The sequence below is a fragment of the Fusibacter bizertensis genome, assembly GCF_029914245.1.
GTDB lineage: Bacteria > Bacillota > Clostridia > Peptostreptococcales > Acidaminobacteraceae > Fusibacter_C > Fusibacter_C bizertensis.
Window position 1 is genome coordinate 228,112 of the sequence record NZ_JARYZI010000004.1, and the last position, 19,781, is coordinate 247,892.

The following is a 19,781-nucleotide window of genomic DNA, read 5'->3' on the forward strand; positions in this document are numbered from 1 at the left end:
TCACCCTTTATTATACTTTACTTTTCACTTGTTTTCTATTATCAAAAATTTGTTTTGCTATTGTCAAGACTATTAAAATTAAAAATATGAGTGCGATAGGTCTAGTGAAAAATGATGAGAAGCTACCATTGTGTGCTATTAATGACCTTCTAAAAGTTTCATCTATCATTCCGCCTAGTATAAGTCCTAAGACTATAGGTGCTGGCGAATAAGCCATTTTAGACAAAAAGAATCCTAACACGCCAAATATAAATACCATTGTCAAATCGAACATTGAAAGACCAATGGCAAATGAACCAATAACAGATAATGCAGCAACAATAGGCATTAAATATACTTTGGGAACTTTCAGAATTTTAGTCATTGGCTTTGCTAAAATCACTCCTACGACCCATAATGCCACTACTGCTAATAAAATCAGAGCTGCAATTTGACTAATAAAGCCAGGTGATTCAATATTGATCATTGGACCTGGTCGAATACCATGAAGCGTGAGTGCGCCTAATAAAACTGCTGCTGGAGGACTTCCTGGTACACCTAGTGTTAAGAGTGGGATCGTAGCGCCTCCAATTGCTGCATTATTTCCTACTTCTGGTGCAATTGCGCCTTCATATGACCCTTTACCATATTTTTCTTTTTCTTTGCTGGTTTTTTTGGCAGTATCATATGATACCCAAGCAGCCACATCTTCACCAACGCCAGGTAGGGCACCAAGGCCTAAACCAATTAAAGCAGATTGCACAATAACTCTAAATTTCTTAATGACAGTCATTAAGACGTTGACTTTCTCAGTTGAAATATCTTTTGCCTCTGTTACTTCTAATGGATCATCGTTAGAAAAAGCTTTTATGACTTCTGGTATTGCGTAAAATCCAATCATTGCTGGAATAACTGAAATACCGGATAAGAGATTTGGATTTCCAAATGTAAATCTTGCAACGCCTTCTATATTATCAATCTTTACAAATGCGATAGATAGTCCAATTAATCCGCCAATCCATCCTTTTATGCTTAAATCTTCTGCAGCAATAGAACCACATATTAAAACACCAAATAATGCAAGTACAAAAAACTCAGTAGATTGAAACTGTAATGCAATTTTTGTCAATGGTGGTGCCAACAAAGCGAGTGCTAATACACCTATAAGCGTACCAATAATCGATGCTAAACGCGTTACTTTGATTGCTGTTTCCGCTTTACCTTGCAAAGCCAATTGATGACCATCTAATGCAGTTGCAGCTGCAGATGCAGTTCCTGGAATATTGAGTAGAATTGCTGATATACTTCCGCCATAAATTCCTCCTACATATACACCCATCAATATGGTGAAAGTATATTCTAATGGCACATTATAGGTTAATCCTGTAAGCAATGCAATCCCCATTGTAGCTGTTAAACCAGGCAGTGCACCTATAATTACGCCAAGAGCTGTAGATCCTAACATAAGCAATATGACATTTATGCTCAACAAATCAATAAATGCGCTGATAAATGAAGCCAAGTTTTCCATGATTTGCTCCTTTCTTAAGGTAATGGTATCATTGCCAATTGACCAAAGCCATATGTCAACATTCCTGTGGCGATAATACAAATAACGATTGTTTTTATGATGCTTTTTATATCTTTCTTGTTAAAAATAATCATAAACGTGAACAAAAAAATAAAAGTTGAAAACTCATATCTTAACCATGTTATTGGTAGTAAAATAAAAATATACATGGCTAATAATCCAATTATTATAAATGATACCTTAAATTCTTTACTTTTGATTAGTTTCTTTGCATTATCCATAGTCAAAAAGCTAAAATCAGCACCATCTTTAAAAGCTGTTCTCATCAAAGAAATGGCGCATAAAAAGGTAAATGTGGCGACTATTGTGGGAAACAACCCCGCTGATTGATACCACATTCTCCCTTTTGAAAGTGTCTTCAACACCAGGTTAACTGACATAACAAACATTCCGATTGAGTAAATCAGTAGCACAACACTTGTGATTAGATCAGCACGTCTCATTGCCTTCTTTTCCATAATTAATCCCCCTGTAATTTTCAAAACTAAGTTGTAGTGAGGAGAACCGAGAGAAGAAGCACGATTCTTCTCTCGGTTCTTTAGGATTTATACTAAGGTCTAGGAATGTTAAATTCTTCAGGACTATATTCAGTTAGGCCCATATCATTTAATATCCAACTCATAGTACTTTGTGCTTTGGCAGCAACTGCACTTGCCTCTTCGCCTGTTAAATTATAAATAACAGCATACTGTGAAGTTGCAAAATCTTGAATTTCTTGACTTGCCATTGCTACTTTAAATGCTTCTTCAAATTTTGCAATAATTGCTGCATCAGTATCCGCAGGTAGCATAAAACCAATCCATTGATTTAATGGTAAATACTTTTCTAAAGATGGAATTGAAGTAATTACACTTGGAATAATACCATGACCTGTCATATCATAATCTGTTGTTTGAATAGTTGTGAGTGGAATTAAATCTCCAGATTTAATGAAATCAGCCACTTCGCCTGCTGAAGCAACTACAAGTGCAGTTTCACCTGAAACACAAGCTGTGATTGCTGGTCTTGAGCCATCATAAGTTACATTACCTAGCGGAACATCTCCATATGAATTAAATAAATTTGCTAGGATAAACCATAAGCCACCAGCAGTTGATGCAACCTTAATCTCATTTGGTTTTGTTTTTGCCATGTCCATTAAGTCAGCCATTGAAGTTATTCCTGCGTTTTTATTAGCAAGCAATAATCCAGGGGAACCACCAGCGATATAATAAACAAAATCATCAGTCGTTTGTTTCATTCCTGTCATAACAGGTACTAGCAATGGCGTTTCAGAAGTACCCAACATCGTATAGCCATCATGTTTAGCTTCCCAAACATAAGCTTGACCTGTACCACCTGGTCCCCCACCAGTCATGTTGTTTACCAATATTTTTACACCAAGAGGTGCTTCCATCGCTGCAGAAAGCGCACGATTCCATGAATCTGTACCGCCACCAGCACCAAAAGGAACAATATTATTAATCGGTCTTTCTGGAAAATTTGTTTTTGATTCTGTTGTTACTGCAGTTGCCGAAGTTTCACCAACAGCTACTTCTGAGTTAGTCGTTTCATTTGTTTCTTCCTTCGCACATCCCACAACAGTTAAAGACATCATCATAACCATTGCAAACACAAGTACCATAGAAATAACTCTTTTCATCTTTTAACTCCTCCTAATTTTTCTCCCTTATCACAAAATCCCTTCTATAAACTCATGTTCAATTAGATAATTATTATCCTAATTGTAACACACGTTTAACTTCTTCAAACCCAGATTTTCCAATTTTCAGTACTGGAACTCCTGGATCGTCATGCACAACTCTACTCATAGATATTTGTGCAAAAACAACAACATCAACTTCTTTAGCAAGTTCTTTTAAAGCATCACTTACCATTTGATCATGCAATTCTCTTTCCCCATTACATAAGATATCAAAAGCGCCATCAACAACTTTAATTGTCGCATCAATTTTTTTTCCTTGAGCCAATGCTTCTTCTTCTAGTAAACGAAGTGTCGCAATTGGACTTGTTGGCAACGTTGCTAAAATTCCGATTTTCGTCCCAGTAGTAACTGCAATTTTAGCGACGGGTTCATCAATGTTAAAAATCGGAATATTAACAAATTTTCTCGCATATTTTGCTGCTTCATTGACTGAAGTACAAGTAACCATAACACAATCTGCACCATTTGATTCAGCTGCTTGTGCATAACTTAATATTCTTCTAGCAACTTTTTCATTCAACTTGCCTTCTTTTAGTGTGTCCGGTAACAAACTATCATCAGCGATATTGAAAATTTCAACATCTGGGTTTTCTGATAAAAAAGGAACTGCAAACGGTGTATAGATCATATCCATAAATTGATTGATGGTATTGATTAAATAAACTTTCTTCATTTTAATATCCTCCAATTAAATTAACTCTTTTGCGACGCTAACGATTTCTGAAAAGTCCATTTTAAATTTTTTCAATAGGTCATGATATGGACCACTTTCACCAAATCGATCGTTTAGTCCAATTTTTCTCATGATTCCAATAGGACTTTGAGCTACGATATCAGCTACTGCGCTGCCTAATCCATTGATCACATTATGGTCTTCTACCGTAATGATTTTTTTTGTTTTACTTAGTGTTTTCAATATCAACGCTTCGTCAATTGGTTTAATCGTATGCATATCAATTAACTCAACAGAAATATTTTCAGCTTCTAAAATTGCAACTGCTTTTAGTGCTTCATGCACCATATCTCCATTTGCAATAATCGTTAAATCAGTTCCTTCTTTTAACACTTTTCCTTTACCGATCTCGAAAGGTTCACCGTTTGAATAGTAAAAAGGCATTGCATCACGCGTAAATCTCATATATACCGGTCCATCCATATTAATCGCTTCTTTGATTAAGGCTTTACACGACTCATAATCTGCAGGCATTATAACCGTCATATTAGGGATTGTTCTATATATTCCAAAATCCTCAATCGCTTGATGAGTTGGACCATCATTTGCTGGGGTTAAACCGCCATGACTACAAAACACTTTTACATTTAACTCTGCATAACATGCTGAAGTTCTTATTTGTTCTAACATTCTCATGCTACCAAATACTGCATAAGTACTAACAATTGGTATTTTTCCTAATGTTGCCAAACCAGCTGCAACTCCTGCAGCATTTTGCTCAGCAATACCAACATTTATATGTCTTTCTGGGTATTTTTGAGAAAATCCTACCGTTTTCATTGATTTACCTATATCACAGTCAATTACAAATATCTTTTCATTTTCAGCAGCTATATCAATGATTACATCTCCAAAAGCTTGTCTTGTTGATTCACCACTCATTTTAAATTCCACCTTTCAATTCTTCAATTGCTTTAGCAAATTCTTCTTTATTAGGTGCGACACCATGCCATGATGGTACATTTGCCATAAAAGAGACACCTTTTCCTTTTACTGTGTTTGCTAGGATACAAACAGGTTGTTCTTTTACGGACTTCATTTCATTAAACGCTCTTAATATATCCTTCATATCATGGCCATCACATTCAATCACGAACCATCCAAATGCTTGCCATTTTCCTGCTATATTGCCAAGTGGCATAATATCCTTGGTAAATCCATCATTTTGAATTCCATTATTATCCACTATTGCTATTAAATTATTTAATTTGTATTTTGCAGCCGTTTCAGCTGCTTCCCAAATTTGTCCTTCTTGAATTTCACCATCGCCTAATGCAACAAATACTCTGGCAGCATTATTATCATATTTAAGGCCAATTGCCATTCCAACACCGCATGATAATCCTTGACCCAAAGATCCTGAAGTCATATCAACCCCTGGTACTTTGTTCATATCTGGGTGACCTTGAAGTATAGAACCTAATTTTCTTAAAGTATAAATTTTATCGTAATCAAAATAACCTTTAAGTGCCAAAACAGAATATAATACTGGACATGCATGTCCTTTAGAAAGTATAAATCTGTCTCTCTCTCTTAATTTTGGATTACTTGGGTCTATATTCATCTCATCATAATAAAGTGCTGTCACATAATCCGCAGCAGAAAGCGATCCGCCAGGATGACCAGAGCCAGCTTCATGAATCATCGTAAGAATTGTTTTTCGAAGATCAATTGCTTTTTCTTCCAAGTTTTTCACTCTGTTTTCCATAAAAATCTCCTTTTGAATTTTAAGACATACAACGTCATACGTAGGATGTCCTATGTTTAGAATTATGAACTTCACCTTAAAATTTGTCAAGGTGTTGTCATAAAAGTATACTGTATACTTTTTGATTATTTCGATTATTCACAACCTTTCAAACTGTTATCCCTCTTTTTGAACAAAAAAAATAGTGTTCAACACGACATACTAGTTGTGTTGATCACTATTTTTGTTTCATTTTTCTAAACTTTATCAGCTTTTAATACATCAAATAACTTAACAAGGGAATGATCCAAAGCAAACTGAGAGTTGTAGTCATCCATACTGCATTTGCTAAATCTACATCTAATCGATATAAAGTTGGAGGTACAAGTGATAAAAAGCCAGAAGGCATACTTGATAGTATCAAAACGACTTTGAGAACTAACCCATCACTATAACTTCCTAAACCAAGGAAATAACAAATTGTAGTAACAATAATTGGCGTACATATGCTTTTTATAAACATAAGCATCAGTGCGGGCTTCAAGTATTTACTTATTTTAGTCAGCTTAATATTTAATCCAATGGTAATGAGTAATAAATAAGTTGAAATTGGAATAATGACTTGGTTTAATGTTTTGAAATAAGATGGTCTAGGCAAATGACTATAGTTTAATATAAGCCCAACAATAACACTTGATACTGCAACAACAATAAATATATCACTAAAGAGCTTTCTTAATAAAGATCCTTTCTGATACACTTCATCACTATGCGCTCTTGCAATTGGAAAACCAATACCATAATAAATTAATTCTTCAAATAATTTGTAAAGAGGTACTAAGGCATATCCAGTTTCCCCTAAAAATATAAAGGTTATTACACCGCCAATGTTTCCTATATTGGTAAATCCTCCAGATATAATGAGTGTACCTATTTGAGCATTTGAATATTTCATTTTACTTGCGTATAGCCATGAAAGACTTCCACCAGTAAATATCGCGATTATACCAAGCAAAGGCAACAAAATTAATCCAAAATTATCTAATTTTACTTGCCAAAGTGCGCTGATCAATGCTATGGGATTTAAGAACAATAAAGCAATCTTCTGAATAACTCTTATAATGTTTTCTTTGCTAAATGTATTATTGAGATTCCCTGTTTTTTTTTGATGTATTAATACATACTGTAATATGTAGCCCGTTACTAATCCCAAAAGGATAATTAAAAATGAATACAATAATTTATACATAAGATGTCCTCCAAATTCAGAATACCACGTAGGACGTCCTATGTATATAAGAGGTTTAAATTTTTTACTTTTTGATTAATCCTTTAAATAAATTTCTATTTTATCTGAGTGCTTTGCTAACAAATACTTAAACCAATACGTAAATTCATTAGGAGTTTTCTCGATCTCATAATGCAGCGCTTTAAGATCAATCCATCTAACTTCATGAACTTCATCTGGATTGGGGCTAACATCTCCATTATATCTACCAACAAATACATGATCTAGTTCATGTTCGAAAAGCCCTTTTTCAAATTCTACCTGATAGATAAAGTGAAAAATTTCATCAAGTTCACATATAAAGCCCATCTCCTCGACTAATCTTCGGTTGACAGCATCAGATAGCTGCTCACCATATCTTGGATGACTACAACAAGTATTTGTCCATAATCCTGGTGTATGATACTTGCTAAGACTTCTCCTTTGCAGGAGCAACTGGTTTTGATCATTAAAAACAAGGATTGAAAAAGCACGGTGCAACGTACCGCTATAATGTGCTTCCATCTTTCCAATTGAGCCCAGTGAATTATCAAACTCATCTACGATGATGATTTGCTCTTCTGTTTGTTCTTCTTTTTTTTCATGTACAGGGGGGTATTCTATATTTTTCTGCATAAAATCAGCCTCTTTCTGCGAGTAATTCATCTACTAATTCGTGTACACCACGTTCTATTTCCATAAAATCAGAAACTGTTGCATCCTCAATATGGATGCCCACTGTAACTGAAACAACGCAGTTCCAAGCAGCACTGATTTTTAGAGCCACTTTTCTTGCGAGGTCATCTTCTTTATGTCCAGTGATACAAATCACACTTGCACTTGAAGATATGCTACCATCACCACTTAAACTCTCTCTGGGCACTGCCACTGCAACTGCCCCAATATGAGGTTTGTCTCCACCATATATGCTTACTGAGAGGTCTTTACCACATAGGATTTTATTTAATGTAATCTCGTATTTATTTTTATCGACGGTCATATTACCCTCCTAAGCATTTGACACCTCTATTGCTCTTACTTTTATCGTTACGCTTTTATCTTCATACTTTCTTTTAATACAAACTCTCAGTAAAGTTTCCTTTTTTATGACGCTTTGACTCGTAGAGCGCTTCATCAGCATAATGTAACAATTCATCGTAATTAAGTTCCGGATATTCATACCACATCAAACCAGCTGAAATCATAACAGGTCTTTGTGAACCATCTGGAAACTCTATTAAATGATCTTTAAGTCCCTCAAAAAATAAGGAGACTTTCTCACGCAAAGCTTCTTTGCTGTCAAAATGATGCAGTAGCATCACAAATTCATCGCCAGATCTTCTGCCCAGAATTCGATGTGAGTCATCACTAATATGCACTAACCTTTCAACTGCTTTAATGATATATTGATCACCCCACTTATGGCCATAAGTATCATTGATAATCTTGAGATTATCCAGATCAAACATGAGCAGTGCAGCAACCTCTGTTGATTTATTTTCTTTGTATTGCTTTTCCCAAGCTTCAAATTGCCACTGAAAGCCTTTGCGGTTCAGTAGTTTAGTCAGCGAATCCAAATCTCTATCGCGTTTAATCTCATTTTTTTCTAATATTTCATCTGTAACATCCATTGCGACACCTATGATAAGCTCGTCCGAGATTGTCACATTTACTCTGACCCATCTTTTGGGTTCTAGATTCAAACAATAAACATTATCTTCATCCGGTTCTGGATTTGAAAAGACCTGATCTAACATCGCCTTAAAGGTTTCTTTATCTCTATATGAATCGTCATCTTTATTCTCATACCCTAAAACATCAAAAAATTGTTCTGTCACAAACACATTATCATTGTTTTTATTCATCTCAAAAGCACCTATAGGAAGTGCTACCATCTCAATAATCTTAGATAGTCTCGATGCAGAATCTAATATCAACTTATTTGCAACTTCAATAGCATGTGATAATTCGTCCAGTTCCGACAAGCCTGTTGAATTTAAGTGCAATATCTTACTTTTATCACTTTCTCTAACTTCTTTTGCCAAATTAATAATTGGTTTAGCCAATTGATAGCTTATACCACTACCACCTAATGCGCCTAACATGATAGATAAAAATAATGAAATCATCAGTATCTGCTGAATTCGTTTGACATAACTTAGTAGATAGTCCTCACGCATAAAACCCACGATATACCACTCTTCATCTTCAAATGGTGTATTATATTGGTAAAGTCCAATCTTTTCAACACTTGCGTAAATGACTTCTTTACCTTCATGGTTTAACAGTTCGTAGATGTTACGATTGCTATCTAGAAGTTTTAGGTTCAAGGGCTCATCTTCAATAATCATCCTCTTTTGAAGTGCACCTTCCATCACAACAGGCATCATCTCTTCATTGCCATCTTTTCTATAAGCAATTAGATACCCTAGAGAATCTCTCGGTTGCAAATCTGTTGCCGGGAAAAAATCAGTTAAATAGTTAAGTGTAACTTCGATTCCAACAATCCCTCTTAATGTACCAGAAGCATCAAACAAAGGCATAGAATAAGTAATAATAGGAACATCACTTTCTGTTAGCTTAAAAGGCTTGCTCCAATACCCAAGCAAACTTGCTTTACTGGTCAAGGAAGCATAAGTATATGGACTTGTATAAAAAGACTTATTTGCATCTGTTAATTTCAAGTGATATTGCCATGTCTGATCCAAGGGGATTTGATAATCTTTTGCAAGTTCCGACGGACCTGAGATCATATAGATATCATCATCACTATATATATTTGACAAGGGGTCATAATCTCTAATATAAAGCGCAGGGTAGCGATTGTCATTTATGCCTTTATGATCCAAAATTATATATACACCTGTTACTTGAGTGGTTCTAAGCATAGCAATTAATTGATCCATCATATCTTTAAAGATTTGATCACTATCAAAATTATCACTAGCTATGCTCTTTTCAATGGTAGAAACATATGGATCTAGATTCGTCCACCTGTTTTTCATCTCACGCTGTACATACTCTTTTCTATTATTTACCTTATCATAGAAAGACTGATAAGCATTCTTTTCAGCTTGATCAAAGACTCCTCCAATGATTAAAGTTCCTGCTAACAGAACAGTTTGCAGTACTATTATAATCAAAACCAAAAAAGTCAGTCTTGAAACTATAGATTTTCGACGCCATTTCACCTTAGCCATTTTTCAGTCCTTCTTGAATTAGAATTAGTTATTCTTTAAATGTTTTAGCTGTAATATATCTGCTTTAATTTTAATTATAATTTCAATTTAAATTTCTATTTTGACTATTAGTTATTCATAATTAATGAGGCTTCATCCAACATCTCTTGGTACCATTTTTCAAATTCCGAATTTGAAACCATCTCATCAATGATGACGTCTCTATTTTCTCCATCTGATTCACGTCTTGCAACTGTTTCCAAATCTCTTAATATTTTATCATATAAATTGGTTTCAAGTAGAACCCTCATCTCATAGCTTCCTGTAAAGGGTTTACTATTATAAAGTGTATAGTCTTGAAACATTTGATTTGTAGTAATAATGGATGCTTTGATCGCTGGATTGGTAAATGAAGTTTTTGCTAATGCACCAAGTAATGTCTCTTCCTTTAAGGCTTCTTTCTTTACTGGAAAATAACCTGTTGAAATTGCAAACTCAATATTTTGCTCATTATCGGTGAACCACTTCAAAAACATCGCAGCAGCATACTCATGTTCTTTATCACTTTGGGTGATACACATGCCTGCACCTTGCTGCATAGCATATGGCTTACCACCCTCAAAATAAGGATATGGTAGTGCCAATGGCTCGATTTCATATACTTCTTGCTGATCAATCGTTACTTCTGTTGGAAAGTAAGCTGCGCCTGCGGTTGAGCCAGTGTAAGCAAGTACAGTTCCTGTCTTCGCGTCGTCTGAGCTAAATCTACCCGTCTTCACATAGTAACCGCTTATATAAGGTATATAATAATAAGACCAAATCTTTTGAGCTACCTCAGGTGTTAGATTAAATGCGACTGTACCATCATTATTATAGATAAACATCTCACTTCCAAGTTGCATTGATGCTTCTAACATGAAGTTGGCACTTGCATCTATGCTATAGAATGCTTTACCCGTTTTCTCATAATATAATTTTGAAACTTTATAAAGCCCTTCCCATGTTTGTAAATCTTCAGTTGTTAGTGCAAACTCCTTTGCAAATGTTTCCCATAGATTCTTGTTCACAAATAAGTTTTCACTTGATTTGGCTATTGGAACGATAAACAAATCGCTATTGGACTGAAATCTGCCTTCTTCTAAAAACTCTGAACGGTAACTGCTAAGCTCTTCCTCCGAAAAATAAGTATCTAAACTCACTAAATCTACTATTTTATTGACTCTATAGGCATTGTCTGGATAGGATGCAAAGATATCGGGCATTGGTGCTGCCCCAATTGATTGGTTCGCTGCATCAAAGACTGCTGTTGCAAGTTGGTTAACATCGCCCTGGCTTTGAGAATCAATCACCACGCCTTCGTCTACACCAATCGTTTCATTAAACTCTGAGACAAGTGCATCGAAGATCTCTTTCGTGTTGCCATTATAATAGTGCCAAACTGTCACTGTTATAGGTTTATCAGGATTAAGTGGGCTATCATCCACACTCTTGCTACAACTTGTAAGTGCAAGACCACTCAACAAAACGACAAGTACTAGCACGTATTTTCCTATTTTCATAAATCCCCCCTGTAAATCACTATTTTTCATTACTCTGATTTAGCAATAAGTTAATGTTTCTATGTCATTTGAATATATTCTTTCCATTTTATTTCTTTAATTATATCAAAATTTATTAACCTTACAATCAAACAATCTAAAAACATTCTATTTGCGACATATGTCATAAATTTTGTTTGATTTAACTCTCTTAGGGTAATTACAAAATGTCAAATGTTATCTCATCAAACAATAGGAGGTGGTACTATTGCCAACTGATTTTAAACCCGGTTGTGCGCGTCCAAAATCTAGTTTACTAAAAACAAATGTTGAAGACGTGTTTGATCAAGTGAGTCTGAAAAAGGAGGAAAAATCTATGATCAAAGTAGGCGGTCCAGCACCGGATTTTGAACTCGCTGGGTATTTTCAAGGTGTTTTTAAAAATTTCAAATTATCAGAGTTTAAGGGGAAATGGGTCGTATTGTGTTTTTATCCAGGCGATTTTACATTTGTCTGAGCGACTGAAGTATCTGCAGTTGCAGATAAACTCAATGATTTTAAAGCTTTAGGTGTAGAAGTATTGTCCGTAAGTGTCGATAGTATCTATGTACACAAGATGTGGAACGATTATGAACTCTCTAAAATGGTAGAAGGTGGTGTACAGTTTCCAATGCTTTCCGATTCCGGTGGCGGTGTAGGTTCTTTATATGGCGTATACGATCCAGATTCCGGCGTCGAAATGCGTGGACGTTTTATCATTGATCCTGATGGTAATATTCAAGGGTATGAAGTTTTAACGCCTCCTGTCGGTAGAAACGTATCTGAAACAATTAGACAAATTCAGGCTTTTCAATTGGTTAGAAATTCTGGTGGCACGGAAGCAGCACCATCAGGTTGGAGAACGGGTAAGAAAACTTTAAAACCAAATCCTGAATTGGTAGGAAATGTTTGGCGAGAATGGTCTGTGAAAGACGATGATTAATTTCTAAAAACTTAGAGCTACAAACACGACTAATTGAAATCATTTAATGAAATCATTAATCTGTTTGTAGCTCTCATTTATTTTTTTGATATTATTCGATTACCATATTTAGGCGCATAAGCATTTCTGCTTGATTTAAATGATATAGTTTACATACCGTGTCAATTGAATCAAACAGGTTGCTACACAATATACACTGCTCTAAAATAGCGTCAAAAGAGTGAAAAATCGCTTCTGTTTCGGGATACTTATAGACAACATCAAGCAAGGTCATATGTTGGTCAATCATTGATTGGTTCAACTTTGTTGCTACACTTTTGCTTGTGTCTTTTGCACCCACCACAGCCACATGATGATTCGAGTCCATTGCAAAGTTCATAATCTCCACCCTCTATATTCAGTGTTTTTCCATTGACCAAAGACTCTGCTAATTTTTTTCTCGCCTCAGTATAAATCCCCTGAACGGTTGTTCTTGCAATGTTCATCTGACCAGCACATTCTTCTTGCGTAAAATTTTCAAGGTCAATAAGTCGGATGGTTTCATACTCATCAATTGACATTGTAATAGTTTCACTACTTTCGCTTATTTTATCAAGTGGTCCGAATTGATTGCTTTCTGGTAAGCAGCAAACTTTTCTCCATTTTCTCGGTCTCGGCATATTGTTCATCTCCATACGTAGTTAGTGTAATCATTTAAATTTAATTATATCTATTTATCGACATATGTCAATACAAGGCTAAAAGGTGTCAGGTCATAGTTAGCCATATGGCTAACTATGACCTGACACCTTTTAGCCTACCTTCTAGCCAATCATATTAGAAAGGACTTGACCAACTTTATCAAAATCAGTCGTTGTATAAAGTTCAATTAAGCCTTTATCGCATGATGCCGAAATTTGAGGATTGATCGGTAATTTTGCTAGTACTTCTAACTGATGTTCGCTTGCAATTTCTTCCAAATGACTTTCACCAAATATATGATATGATTTGTCATTGTCTGGGCATTTAAAATAGGACATATTCTCAATAATCCCGAGGATTGGGACATGCATCATCTCTGCCATCTTAATGGCTTTCGTAACCACCATTGATACAAGTTCTTGAGGTGATGTCACAATGACAATGCCATCAACTGCAATAGATTGAAAAACAGTAAGCGGAACATCTCCAGTACCTGGTGGCATATCAATAAACAGATAATCAACATTTGCCCATATGACTTCTGACCAAAATTGTTTTACTGTTCCAGCAATGATAGGTCCCCTCCAAACCACAGGATCTGTATCATTTGCTAGCATAAGATTTACAGACATAATATCAATACCTGTTTTACTTTTTACAGGAAAAATACCAAATTCTGTCCCAGTTGCTTTTGTTTTAATTCCAAATGATTTTGGTATGGATGGTCCGGTGATATCAGCATCTAAGATCGCTGAATGGTAGCCAAGTCGATTCATCGTTACCGCAAGCATAGAGGTTACCATAGACTTCCCTACGCCACCCTTACCACTCACAACACCAATCACTTTTTTTATGCTACTCATGTCATGTAATCGCTCGGTAAAATCATGCTTATCTGTATCTTCTTTTCTATCTGAACATTCCACGCCACAGCTATTACAATTCTGATCGCAAGCTTCACTCATTTTGTATCTCCTTATTATCTATATTCATTAAAAGAATTAATTTGTCTTTTTCAAAATCACTTCAGCAGCTTTAATCAACGGATAAGCCGCTGGTGAAGCGGTTAACATCGGTTGCGTACCAATTTGTGCGACAAGTAAATCAGTAAGGGTATAACCAGCTTGGATAATAAAGCCAATCACATTAATAAGCTCACCCACGCTATTACCACCAATAACTTCGCCACCTAAAATTTTACCGCTATCTTTAGATACGATTAGTTTTACCATTTGTTTATGTGCGTTGTTTAATTTTCCAGGGTGTCGATCTATCCCTGTAAAAGAACCAGTCACTACTTTAAAGCCTTCTCTAATAGCCGTTTCTTCTGTTAATCCCGCTACGCCATATGAAGTTTCTCCAATATTAGTAGAGTAGATACCAATGGTGCCACTAAAAGATCTAAAAGTAGATAAGTTATATAGGTTTAAGCCAGCCACTCTCGCCTCCGCACATGCAGTTGACGCCAACATGATGGTAGAAATTTTACCTGTCGCAAAATCGCGTTTACTTGCACAATCTCCAACAGCAAATATATCAGCTTCAGAGGTTCTCATATATTCGTCTATGTTAATAAAGCCTTTTTCATTAATCAATAAACCTGCCTCTTTGGCTAAACTCACATTAGGTCTATAACCCATAGAAAGTATAACCGCATCAGCTTCCTTGACATCACCATTACTAAGTTTGATGCTACTCACTTTATCAGTTCCGATAATTTCTTCAAACCCAGTACCTGTAAAGATATTGACACCTCTGCTTCTTAATTTTTCTTCAGCTTCAATAGCAATTTCTTTATCAAATGCAAGACCTAATATATTTGGCTGAATCTCAATTAAAGATACATTTTTACCCATTTTATTAATTTCATCAGAAACTTCAACACCGATAAATCCAGCACCTACAACAACCACATTTTTAAATGCTTTCATCTGAACTAATAATTCATCTAAATAGACTTTATCTTTTGGAATTGTGAAGACATTTTTGAGTTCGCCGCCTTTTAACCATGCTGGTTTTACAGGCATGGATCCAGTGGCTATGATGAGTTTGTCATATTCAACTTCATCACCTGATTGCATTTTGCAAACTTTTAGTTCTTTTTGGATTTTTAATACAGTATCAACCTTAATTTCAACGCCAAGTTGCAAGAGTCCACCATCAGGTAGTATATTGTCATCTGAATTTCCAAGTGACCCGTAAATATAAGGAATACCACATGGTATCATTACTTTTTCTTCTTTTCTCACTAACATGACACTTTTATCTGGATTTTTAGACTTAGATGTCATTGCACTCACTAAACCTGCAGCACTACCGCCTATTACTAAAATATCTACTTTTTTCATCTCATACCCCTTCATGAATTAGTGACCACATTCGTCGTGGTGTTGGTGCTCATGACAAACTGAACCTGTTGATTTTAAATTGCCCGCAAGATAATTTTTTGCTGCGTCTAAAGCCAGTCCTTGTGTCCCAACGATCACTTCTATTCCCTTTTCATTAAAAATATCAATGGCACCGCCACCCATTCCACCAGATATGATGACTTTTACACCTAGATCGTTTAAAAAATTAGGTAAAAATCCTGGTCTATGGCCTGGATTAGCAACTTTTTCTGATTTAATAATTTCATTGTTTTCTGAATCAAAAATGTGAAACGCTTCACAATGACCAAAGTGCTCTGTTACAAATTCTCCGTTACTCGCTACTGCAATTTTCATAAAATGCCTCCTAATATTTCTGTTTTTAGTTGTTCTTTATATGTCATAATACCCGAAACACTTGCTGCAGGATCGGTTAAAGCAACGATATCATTTCGGCATATATGCGCTAAAGAAAATTTTCTATTGAGTGCCATTAATTGCTGGATCCCTGTAGTAATGCGTTCAAGATATGAATAAAGACCCACTGCTCCAGGTGAAATATCACTGGTTTTGTCGCCATATATCTTTTTAAGTCTTTTGTAACCTTCAAATACACTTTCAATAGAATCACCATAACCAGCGTATTCTTTTGGGATGTTACCATTTGCGATGGCATCTCCTACCACTTTACCTACAGTTGCTGCTGCCATAGCAGCACGTCCGATTCCTACCAATTGGATATAAGGCGCGCCAAGGGCAAGGCCTTTGAAAACGTGATCTTCCATAGAAAAACCACCGGTAATAGCAATTTGAGGTAGATAATATTTTTTTTCATCCATGCGCTTTAAGATGTCATAAACCATACTTTCTAGTGGCACAGTTGGTGCACCCCATTCGTTCATCATCTTTACTGGACTATTGCCGGTTCCTCCACTTGCACCATCGAAAGTGACGAGGTCCACCTTTGTAGCTGATGCTATTTTTAAAATTCGGATTAAGTCTTTTGCATCATATGGTCCCGTCTTAAAACAAATAATTTCTGCGCCAAGTTTTCTAAGTTCTTCTACTCTACTAGTGAGTGTCGTTTCTGACCACATGGGCAATTTTCCGATTTTCTCAAAAGGCTTTCCTCTATTTTCTCGGTAATCTTCAGCAATCTGTGGATCAGACGGATCTGGGTAAATTAAGTAGCCCATTGCTTGAAACTTTAGTGCCTCTTCAATTGTTTTGAGTCTTCCCATACCTTGAATGCCTTTAGCTGCTTGACCAAATTTGAGTTCAACTGATTTAACACCCAATTTTGAAATTGCAAATTCAAGTACACCTAGATTTTCATCATCGACATTGGCTTGCAAGATGATATCGCCATATCCATGGTAATGGGTTTTAAAAGCATTCACCATTTCTCTAAGTAAAGGTGAATCTACAACTTTACCATTTTCAAGTTTAAGCCCCGCGTCTTTCGCCACCACGTCTTCACCGATAACGACTAAAACACCAGCCAGTGCAGCACCAGCGTAGTAGTCTTTCCAGTTTAGTTTTGCCATGGCAGGTAAAATAATAGGCGCCTTTAAATTCACATTTCTACCTATTCCAAACTGAAAATCTGTTTTGACTTTTGGAAAAGTTGCCATATCTGAATTTTCTTCACACCCCATTGCCCCAAAGACTCTACCGTTGATGTTGAAGTGAGAAAAATCAAGTGGGTACTCTTTTTCTGATGCAAATTGATACACATCTGTGGCAAAAGGATAGATTGCTTCAGATCCCCTAATAGCGGATAAACCAATCTCACAGGTTCCGATACAGTTTGAAGTACATACAGAACACATTCCGGATGAAAACGTGACAAAATTTGGTGTTCTAACCTTAGTATTTGTCAAAGAACTGCCTAAAGACTTACTATAAGACATCTCATTACCCCCTGTTGATCTTAAAAAAATTATCCTCTGAATCATTTTCAAGAAATGCCATGGTTTTTGTAAATACATCTTGTACTGCTCTAGCTGCTTTTGTATCAGTTTCCACTATTGTTAGTCCAAGGTTGACTGCTTTAACTGCACCTATATCGAAAGGTACTTTTCCAACGAATTTAAGTGATTCATTTAGACAATATTGTTCTATTTTCTCTGATAATTCTACATTTGTATCGTATTTATTGATACAAATGGCGACTTTAGGTTGAAATATCTTAGCCGTTTCCACTATTCTTTTCATGTCATTTATACCAGAAACCGATGGCTCTGTTACTATTAAAACCATATCTACGCCACTAATTGAGGAAATTACCGGACATCCAATACCTGGTGAACCATCTATAATAGCAAGTGGCTCATCTGAGGTATTTGCCTTAAGCTTCTTTTTAACTTCGGATACGAGTAAACCACTTGTGCCACTGCCCATCTTCAGTTTAGCCGTTGAAAATGTAGCATTACCCGAAAAGAGCTTAAGATCACCTGCTTTTTCAGGTTTCATCTCAATGGCCCCCACTGGACAGATACGCTCACAAACCCCGCATCCTTCACAGGCAAAAGTATCAATTAAATAGCCGTTTTTTGTATCTTTATCAAAACTTTGTATTGCATCAAATCTACATTCCTGCTGACAAATACCACACTGTATACATTTTTCACTATTAATAAAAGCCTTGTCCATTCCAAAATAATCAAAATTCTCTTCGTGTTCAAAGTTTCTTTTAATCAAATGAAGATTGGGAGCATCTACATCGCAATCGGCAAATGCTTTTGCACTGGATAATTTGATAAAAGCAGAAGCGATTGTTGTTTTTCCAGTACCGCCTTTTCCACTTAATATCAGTAATTGTTTCATAAGCCCACCTCTTCTTTGATCCGACTAAGAAGATTAGAAAACAATTCAAAGTATTTTTGATCTTGCCTTGTTATAATATCGCCATTTGAGTTGATGGTTCCAAGGTTTATGTCAAAAGGGATGCTTTCTATCACTGGAATACCATGTACTGTGCAAAATTCTTCTGACGGATTTTCACCATCTATGCATTTGTTTAGAACGCAACCAAATGGCTTTTCGAAAAGTTTAACAAGTTCATAAACCATACTTAAGTTGTGGCTACCAAACAAGGTTGGCTCCGCTACAAGCACGCAATAATCAGCATCTTTGATACTCTCCATTACCATACATGAACTTCCTGGAGGACAGTCAATTATAGTGACTGGCGAATAAACATCTTGCATTTTTAAAATTTCTTTGATAATTGGCACACCTGTTTCTTCACCCGTATTTAGAATCCCAGTTATAATACTGATGCCTTCGGATGAGCCCGTCTCAATCGCTCCAATAACTTTATCCTTTTCATCTATCGCCATCTCTGGACAAAGCAAGTTACATCCACCACAAGAATGACAAACTGTTTCAAATACTTTTACCTTATTATTAATATACGCCAAGGCATTAAACTTACAAAAATCAACGCATTTTCTACAGCCATTGCATTTGTCTTGATTCACCACAGGAATTTTCACTGAAATCTCGTTTCTCTTGACTTCCTCAGGCTTAAAAAAAAGATGACCATTGGGTTCTTCTACGTCGCAATCGATATATGTTCCATTTTTTGAAACAGATGCTAAATTAACAGAAACAAGCGTTTTCCCCGTACCACCTTTTCCGCTTAAAACCGCAATTTTCATAGTAAACCTCTATTTCTTATTTGTTATGTTGGTGTAAGCCTGCATGTGTTTCCACAAGTTTTGATAATTCGTTATTTTTAAATGATGCTATATTCTCTAGAATTGAATTTCCTGAAGACTTATAAAGTGCAACATTTGCAGCACTAAATACTTCTGCAGCATTCTCACCACAACGAGGTGTAATCAATACTTCAACTTTTTGATCAACAACTGCTTGTGCTGCTTTTATCCCTGCCCCACCTTGACTATTTGCTGCGCTATTATCTAAAAATGAATGTTCTCCATTTTCAGTATTATAAATTAAAAAATAAGGCGTTCTCCCAAAAGAGATACATACGGTTGACTCTAAATTCTTCTCATCTACTGGCATTGCTAATTTCATATATTTCCTCCAAATATCTGACATAT

The 19,781-nt window shown here is 35.8% G+C and carries 21 protein-coding genes; 1 reads left to right on the top strand and 20 read right to left on the bottom strand.

Features of this window, described 5'->3' with window-relative positions; genetic code table 11:
- Positions 1–10: 10 nt before the first annotated feature.
- The 11 genes from QE109_RS07960 to QE109_RS08010 all read right to left on the bottom strand — a co-directional run bounded on the left by QE109_RS07960 (position 11) and on the right by QE109_RS08010 (position 11,700).
- Entirely contained in the window at positions 11–1,510 is a 1,500-nt protein-coding gene (locus QE109_RS07960; protein ID WP_281093908.1) for a tripartite tricarboxylate transporter permease, read from the bottom strand.
- 14 nt (positions 1,511–1,524) lie between these two features.
- A complete protein-coding gene (locus QE109_RS07965) occupies positions 1,525–2,028 on the bottom strand; it encodes a hypothetical protein (RefSeq protein ID WP_281093910.1) in 504 nt (167 codons plus the stop codon).
- Between the two features lie 92 nt (positions 2,029–2,120).
- A complete protein-coding gene (locus tag QE109_RS07970) occupies positions 2,121–3,212 on the bottom strand; it encodes a tripartite tricarboxylate transporter substrate binding protein (protein ID WP_281093911.1) in 1,092 nt (363 codons plus the stop codon).
- Between the two features lie 73 nt (positions 3,213–3,285).
- Positions 3,286–3,948 carry an aspartate/glutamate racemase family protein gene (locus QE109_RS07975; RefSeq protein WP_281093912.1) on the bottom strand — a complete coding sequence of 221 codons (663 nt, stop codon included), beginning with the start codon at positions 3,946–3,948 and terminating at the stop codon, positions 3,286–3,288.
- Between the two features lie 15 nt (positions 3,949–3,963).
- Positions 3,964–4,890, bottom strand: coding sequence for a transketolase family protein (locus QE109_RS07980; protein WP_281093913.1), 927 nt, complete (start codon positions 4,888–4,890; stop codon positions 3,964–3,966).
- A gap of 1 nt (position 4,891) precedes the next feature.
- Positions 4,892–5,716 (bottom strand): transketolase, encoded by an 825-nt coding sequence (locus tag QE109_RS07985; RefSeq protein WP_281093914.1) that lies wholly within the window; start codon positions 5,714–5,716, stop codon positions 4,892–4,894.
- Positions 5,717–5,969: 253 nt separating this feature from the next.
- Entirely contained in the window at positions 5,970–6,944 is a 975-nt protein-coding gene (locus QE109_RS07990) for an AEC family transporter (protein ID WP_281093915.1), read from the bottom strand.
- Between the two features lie 75 nt (positions 6,945–7,019).
- Entirely contained in the window at positions 7,020–7,598 is a 579-nt protein-coding gene (gene idi / locus QE109_RS07995) for an isopentenyl-diphosphate Delta-isomerase (RefSeq protein ID WP_281093916.1), read from the bottom strand.
- A gap of 4 nt (positions 7,599–7,602) precedes the next feature.
- Complete coding sequence (gene lpdD / locus QE109_RS08000; RefSeq protein WP_281093917.1) at positions 7,603–7,962, bottom strand: prenylated flavin chaperone LpdD; 360 nt, start codon at positions 7,960–7,962, stop codon at positions 7,603–7,605.
- Between the two features lie 73 nt (positions 7,963–8,035).
- Positions 8,036–10,162 carry a sensor domain-containing diguanylate cyclase gene (locus QE109_RS08005; protein ID WP_281093918.1) on the bottom strand — a complete coding sequence of 709 codons (2,127 nt, stop codon included), beginning with the start codon at positions 10,160–10,162 and terminating at the stop codon, positions 8,036–8,038.
- A 107-nt stretch (positions 10,163–10,269) separates the two neighbouring features.
- Positions 10,270–11,700: an extracellular solute-binding protein gene (locus QE109_RS08010; protein ID WP_281093919.1), complete on the bottom strand. Its 1,431-nt coding sequence runs from the start codon at positions 11,698–11,700 to the stop codon at positions 10,270–10,272.
- Positions 11,701–11,947: 247 nt separating this feature from the next.
- Between QE109_RS08010 and prxU the strand changes: the two genes are divergently transcribed.
- Entirely contained in the window at positions 11,948–12,661 is a 714-nt protein-coding gene (gene prxU / locus QE109_RS08015) for a thioredoxin-dependent peroxiredoxin (RefSeq protein WP_281093920.1), read from the top strand.
- A 91-nt stretch (positions 12,662–12,752) separates the two neighbouring features.
- On the opposite strand, the gene QE109_RS08020 is transcribed toward prxU, so the two are convergent.
- The 9 genes from QE109_RS08020 to QE109_RS08060 form a co-directional block, all read right to left on the bottom strand.
- Complete coding sequence (locus tag QE109_RS08020) at positions 12,753–13,040, bottom strand: hypothetical protein (RefSeq protein WP_281094046.1); 288 nt, start codon at positions 13,038–13,040, stop codon at positions 12,753–12,755.
- On the bottom strand, positions 12,943–13,320 hold the full coding sequence (locus QE109_RS08025) for a DUF134 domain-containing protein (RefSeq protein WP_281093921.1): 378 nt from the start codon (positions 13,318–13,320) through the stop codon (positions 12,943–12,945). The genes QE109_RS08020 and QE109_RS08025 overlap by 98 nt, the downstream gene beginning before the upstream one ends.
- Positions 13,321–13,464: 144 nt before the next feature.
- Positions 13,465–14,307 carry an Mrp/NBP35 family ATP-binding protein gene (locus QE109_RS08030; RefSeq protein ID WP_281093922.1) on the bottom strand — a complete coding sequence of 281 codons (843 nt, stop codon included), beginning with the start codon at positions 14,305–14,307 and terminating at the stop codon, positions 13,465–13,467.
- A gap of 36 nt (positions 14,308–14,343) precedes the next feature.
- Positions 14,344–15,690, bottom strand: a complete 1,347-nt coding sequence (locus QE109_RS08035) for an FAD-dependent oxidoreductase (RefSeq protein WP_281093923.1) — start codon at positions 15,688–15,690, stop codon at positions 14,344–14,346.
- Between the two features lie 18 nt (positions 15,691–15,708).
- The gene (locus QE109_RS08040; protein ID WP_281093924.1) at positions 15,709–16,065 is read right to left on the bottom strand and encodes a NifB/NifX family molybdenum-iron cluster-binding protein; all 357 of its coding nucleotides are present in this window, start codon (positions 16,063–16,065) and stop codon (positions 15,709–15,711) included.
- Positions 16,062–17,621, bottom strand: coding sequence for a glutamate synthase-related protein (locus tag QE109_RS08045; RefSeq protein ID WP_281093925.1), 1,560 nt, complete (start codon positions 17,619–17,621; stop codon positions 16,062–16,064). Before QE109_RS08045 ends, QE109_RS08040 begins: the two co-directional genes overlap by 4 nt.
- Positions 17,622–17,625: 4 nt before the next feature.
- Complete coding sequence (locus tag QE109_RS08050; RefSeq protein WP_281093926.1) at positions 17,626–18,537, bottom strand: ATP-binding protein; 912 nt, start codon at positions 18,535–18,537, stop codon at positions 17,626–17,628.
- Positions 18,534–19,373 carry an ATP-binding protein gene (locus tag QE109_RS08055; RefSeq protein ID WP_281093927.1) on the bottom strand — a complete coding sequence of 280 codons (840 nt, stop codon included), beginning with the start codon at positions 19,371–19,373 and terminating at the stop codon, positions 18,534–18,536. The genes QE109_RS08050 and QE109_RS08055 overlap by 4 nt, the downstream gene beginning before the upstream one ends.
- 16 nt (positions 19,374–19,389) lie before the next feature.
- Entirely contained in the window at positions 19,390–19,755 is a 366-nt protein-coding gene (locus QE109_RS08060; protein WP_281093928.1) for a NifB/NifX family molybdenum-iron cluster-binding protein, read from the bottom strand.
- Positions 19,756–19,781: the final 26 nt, after the last annotated feature.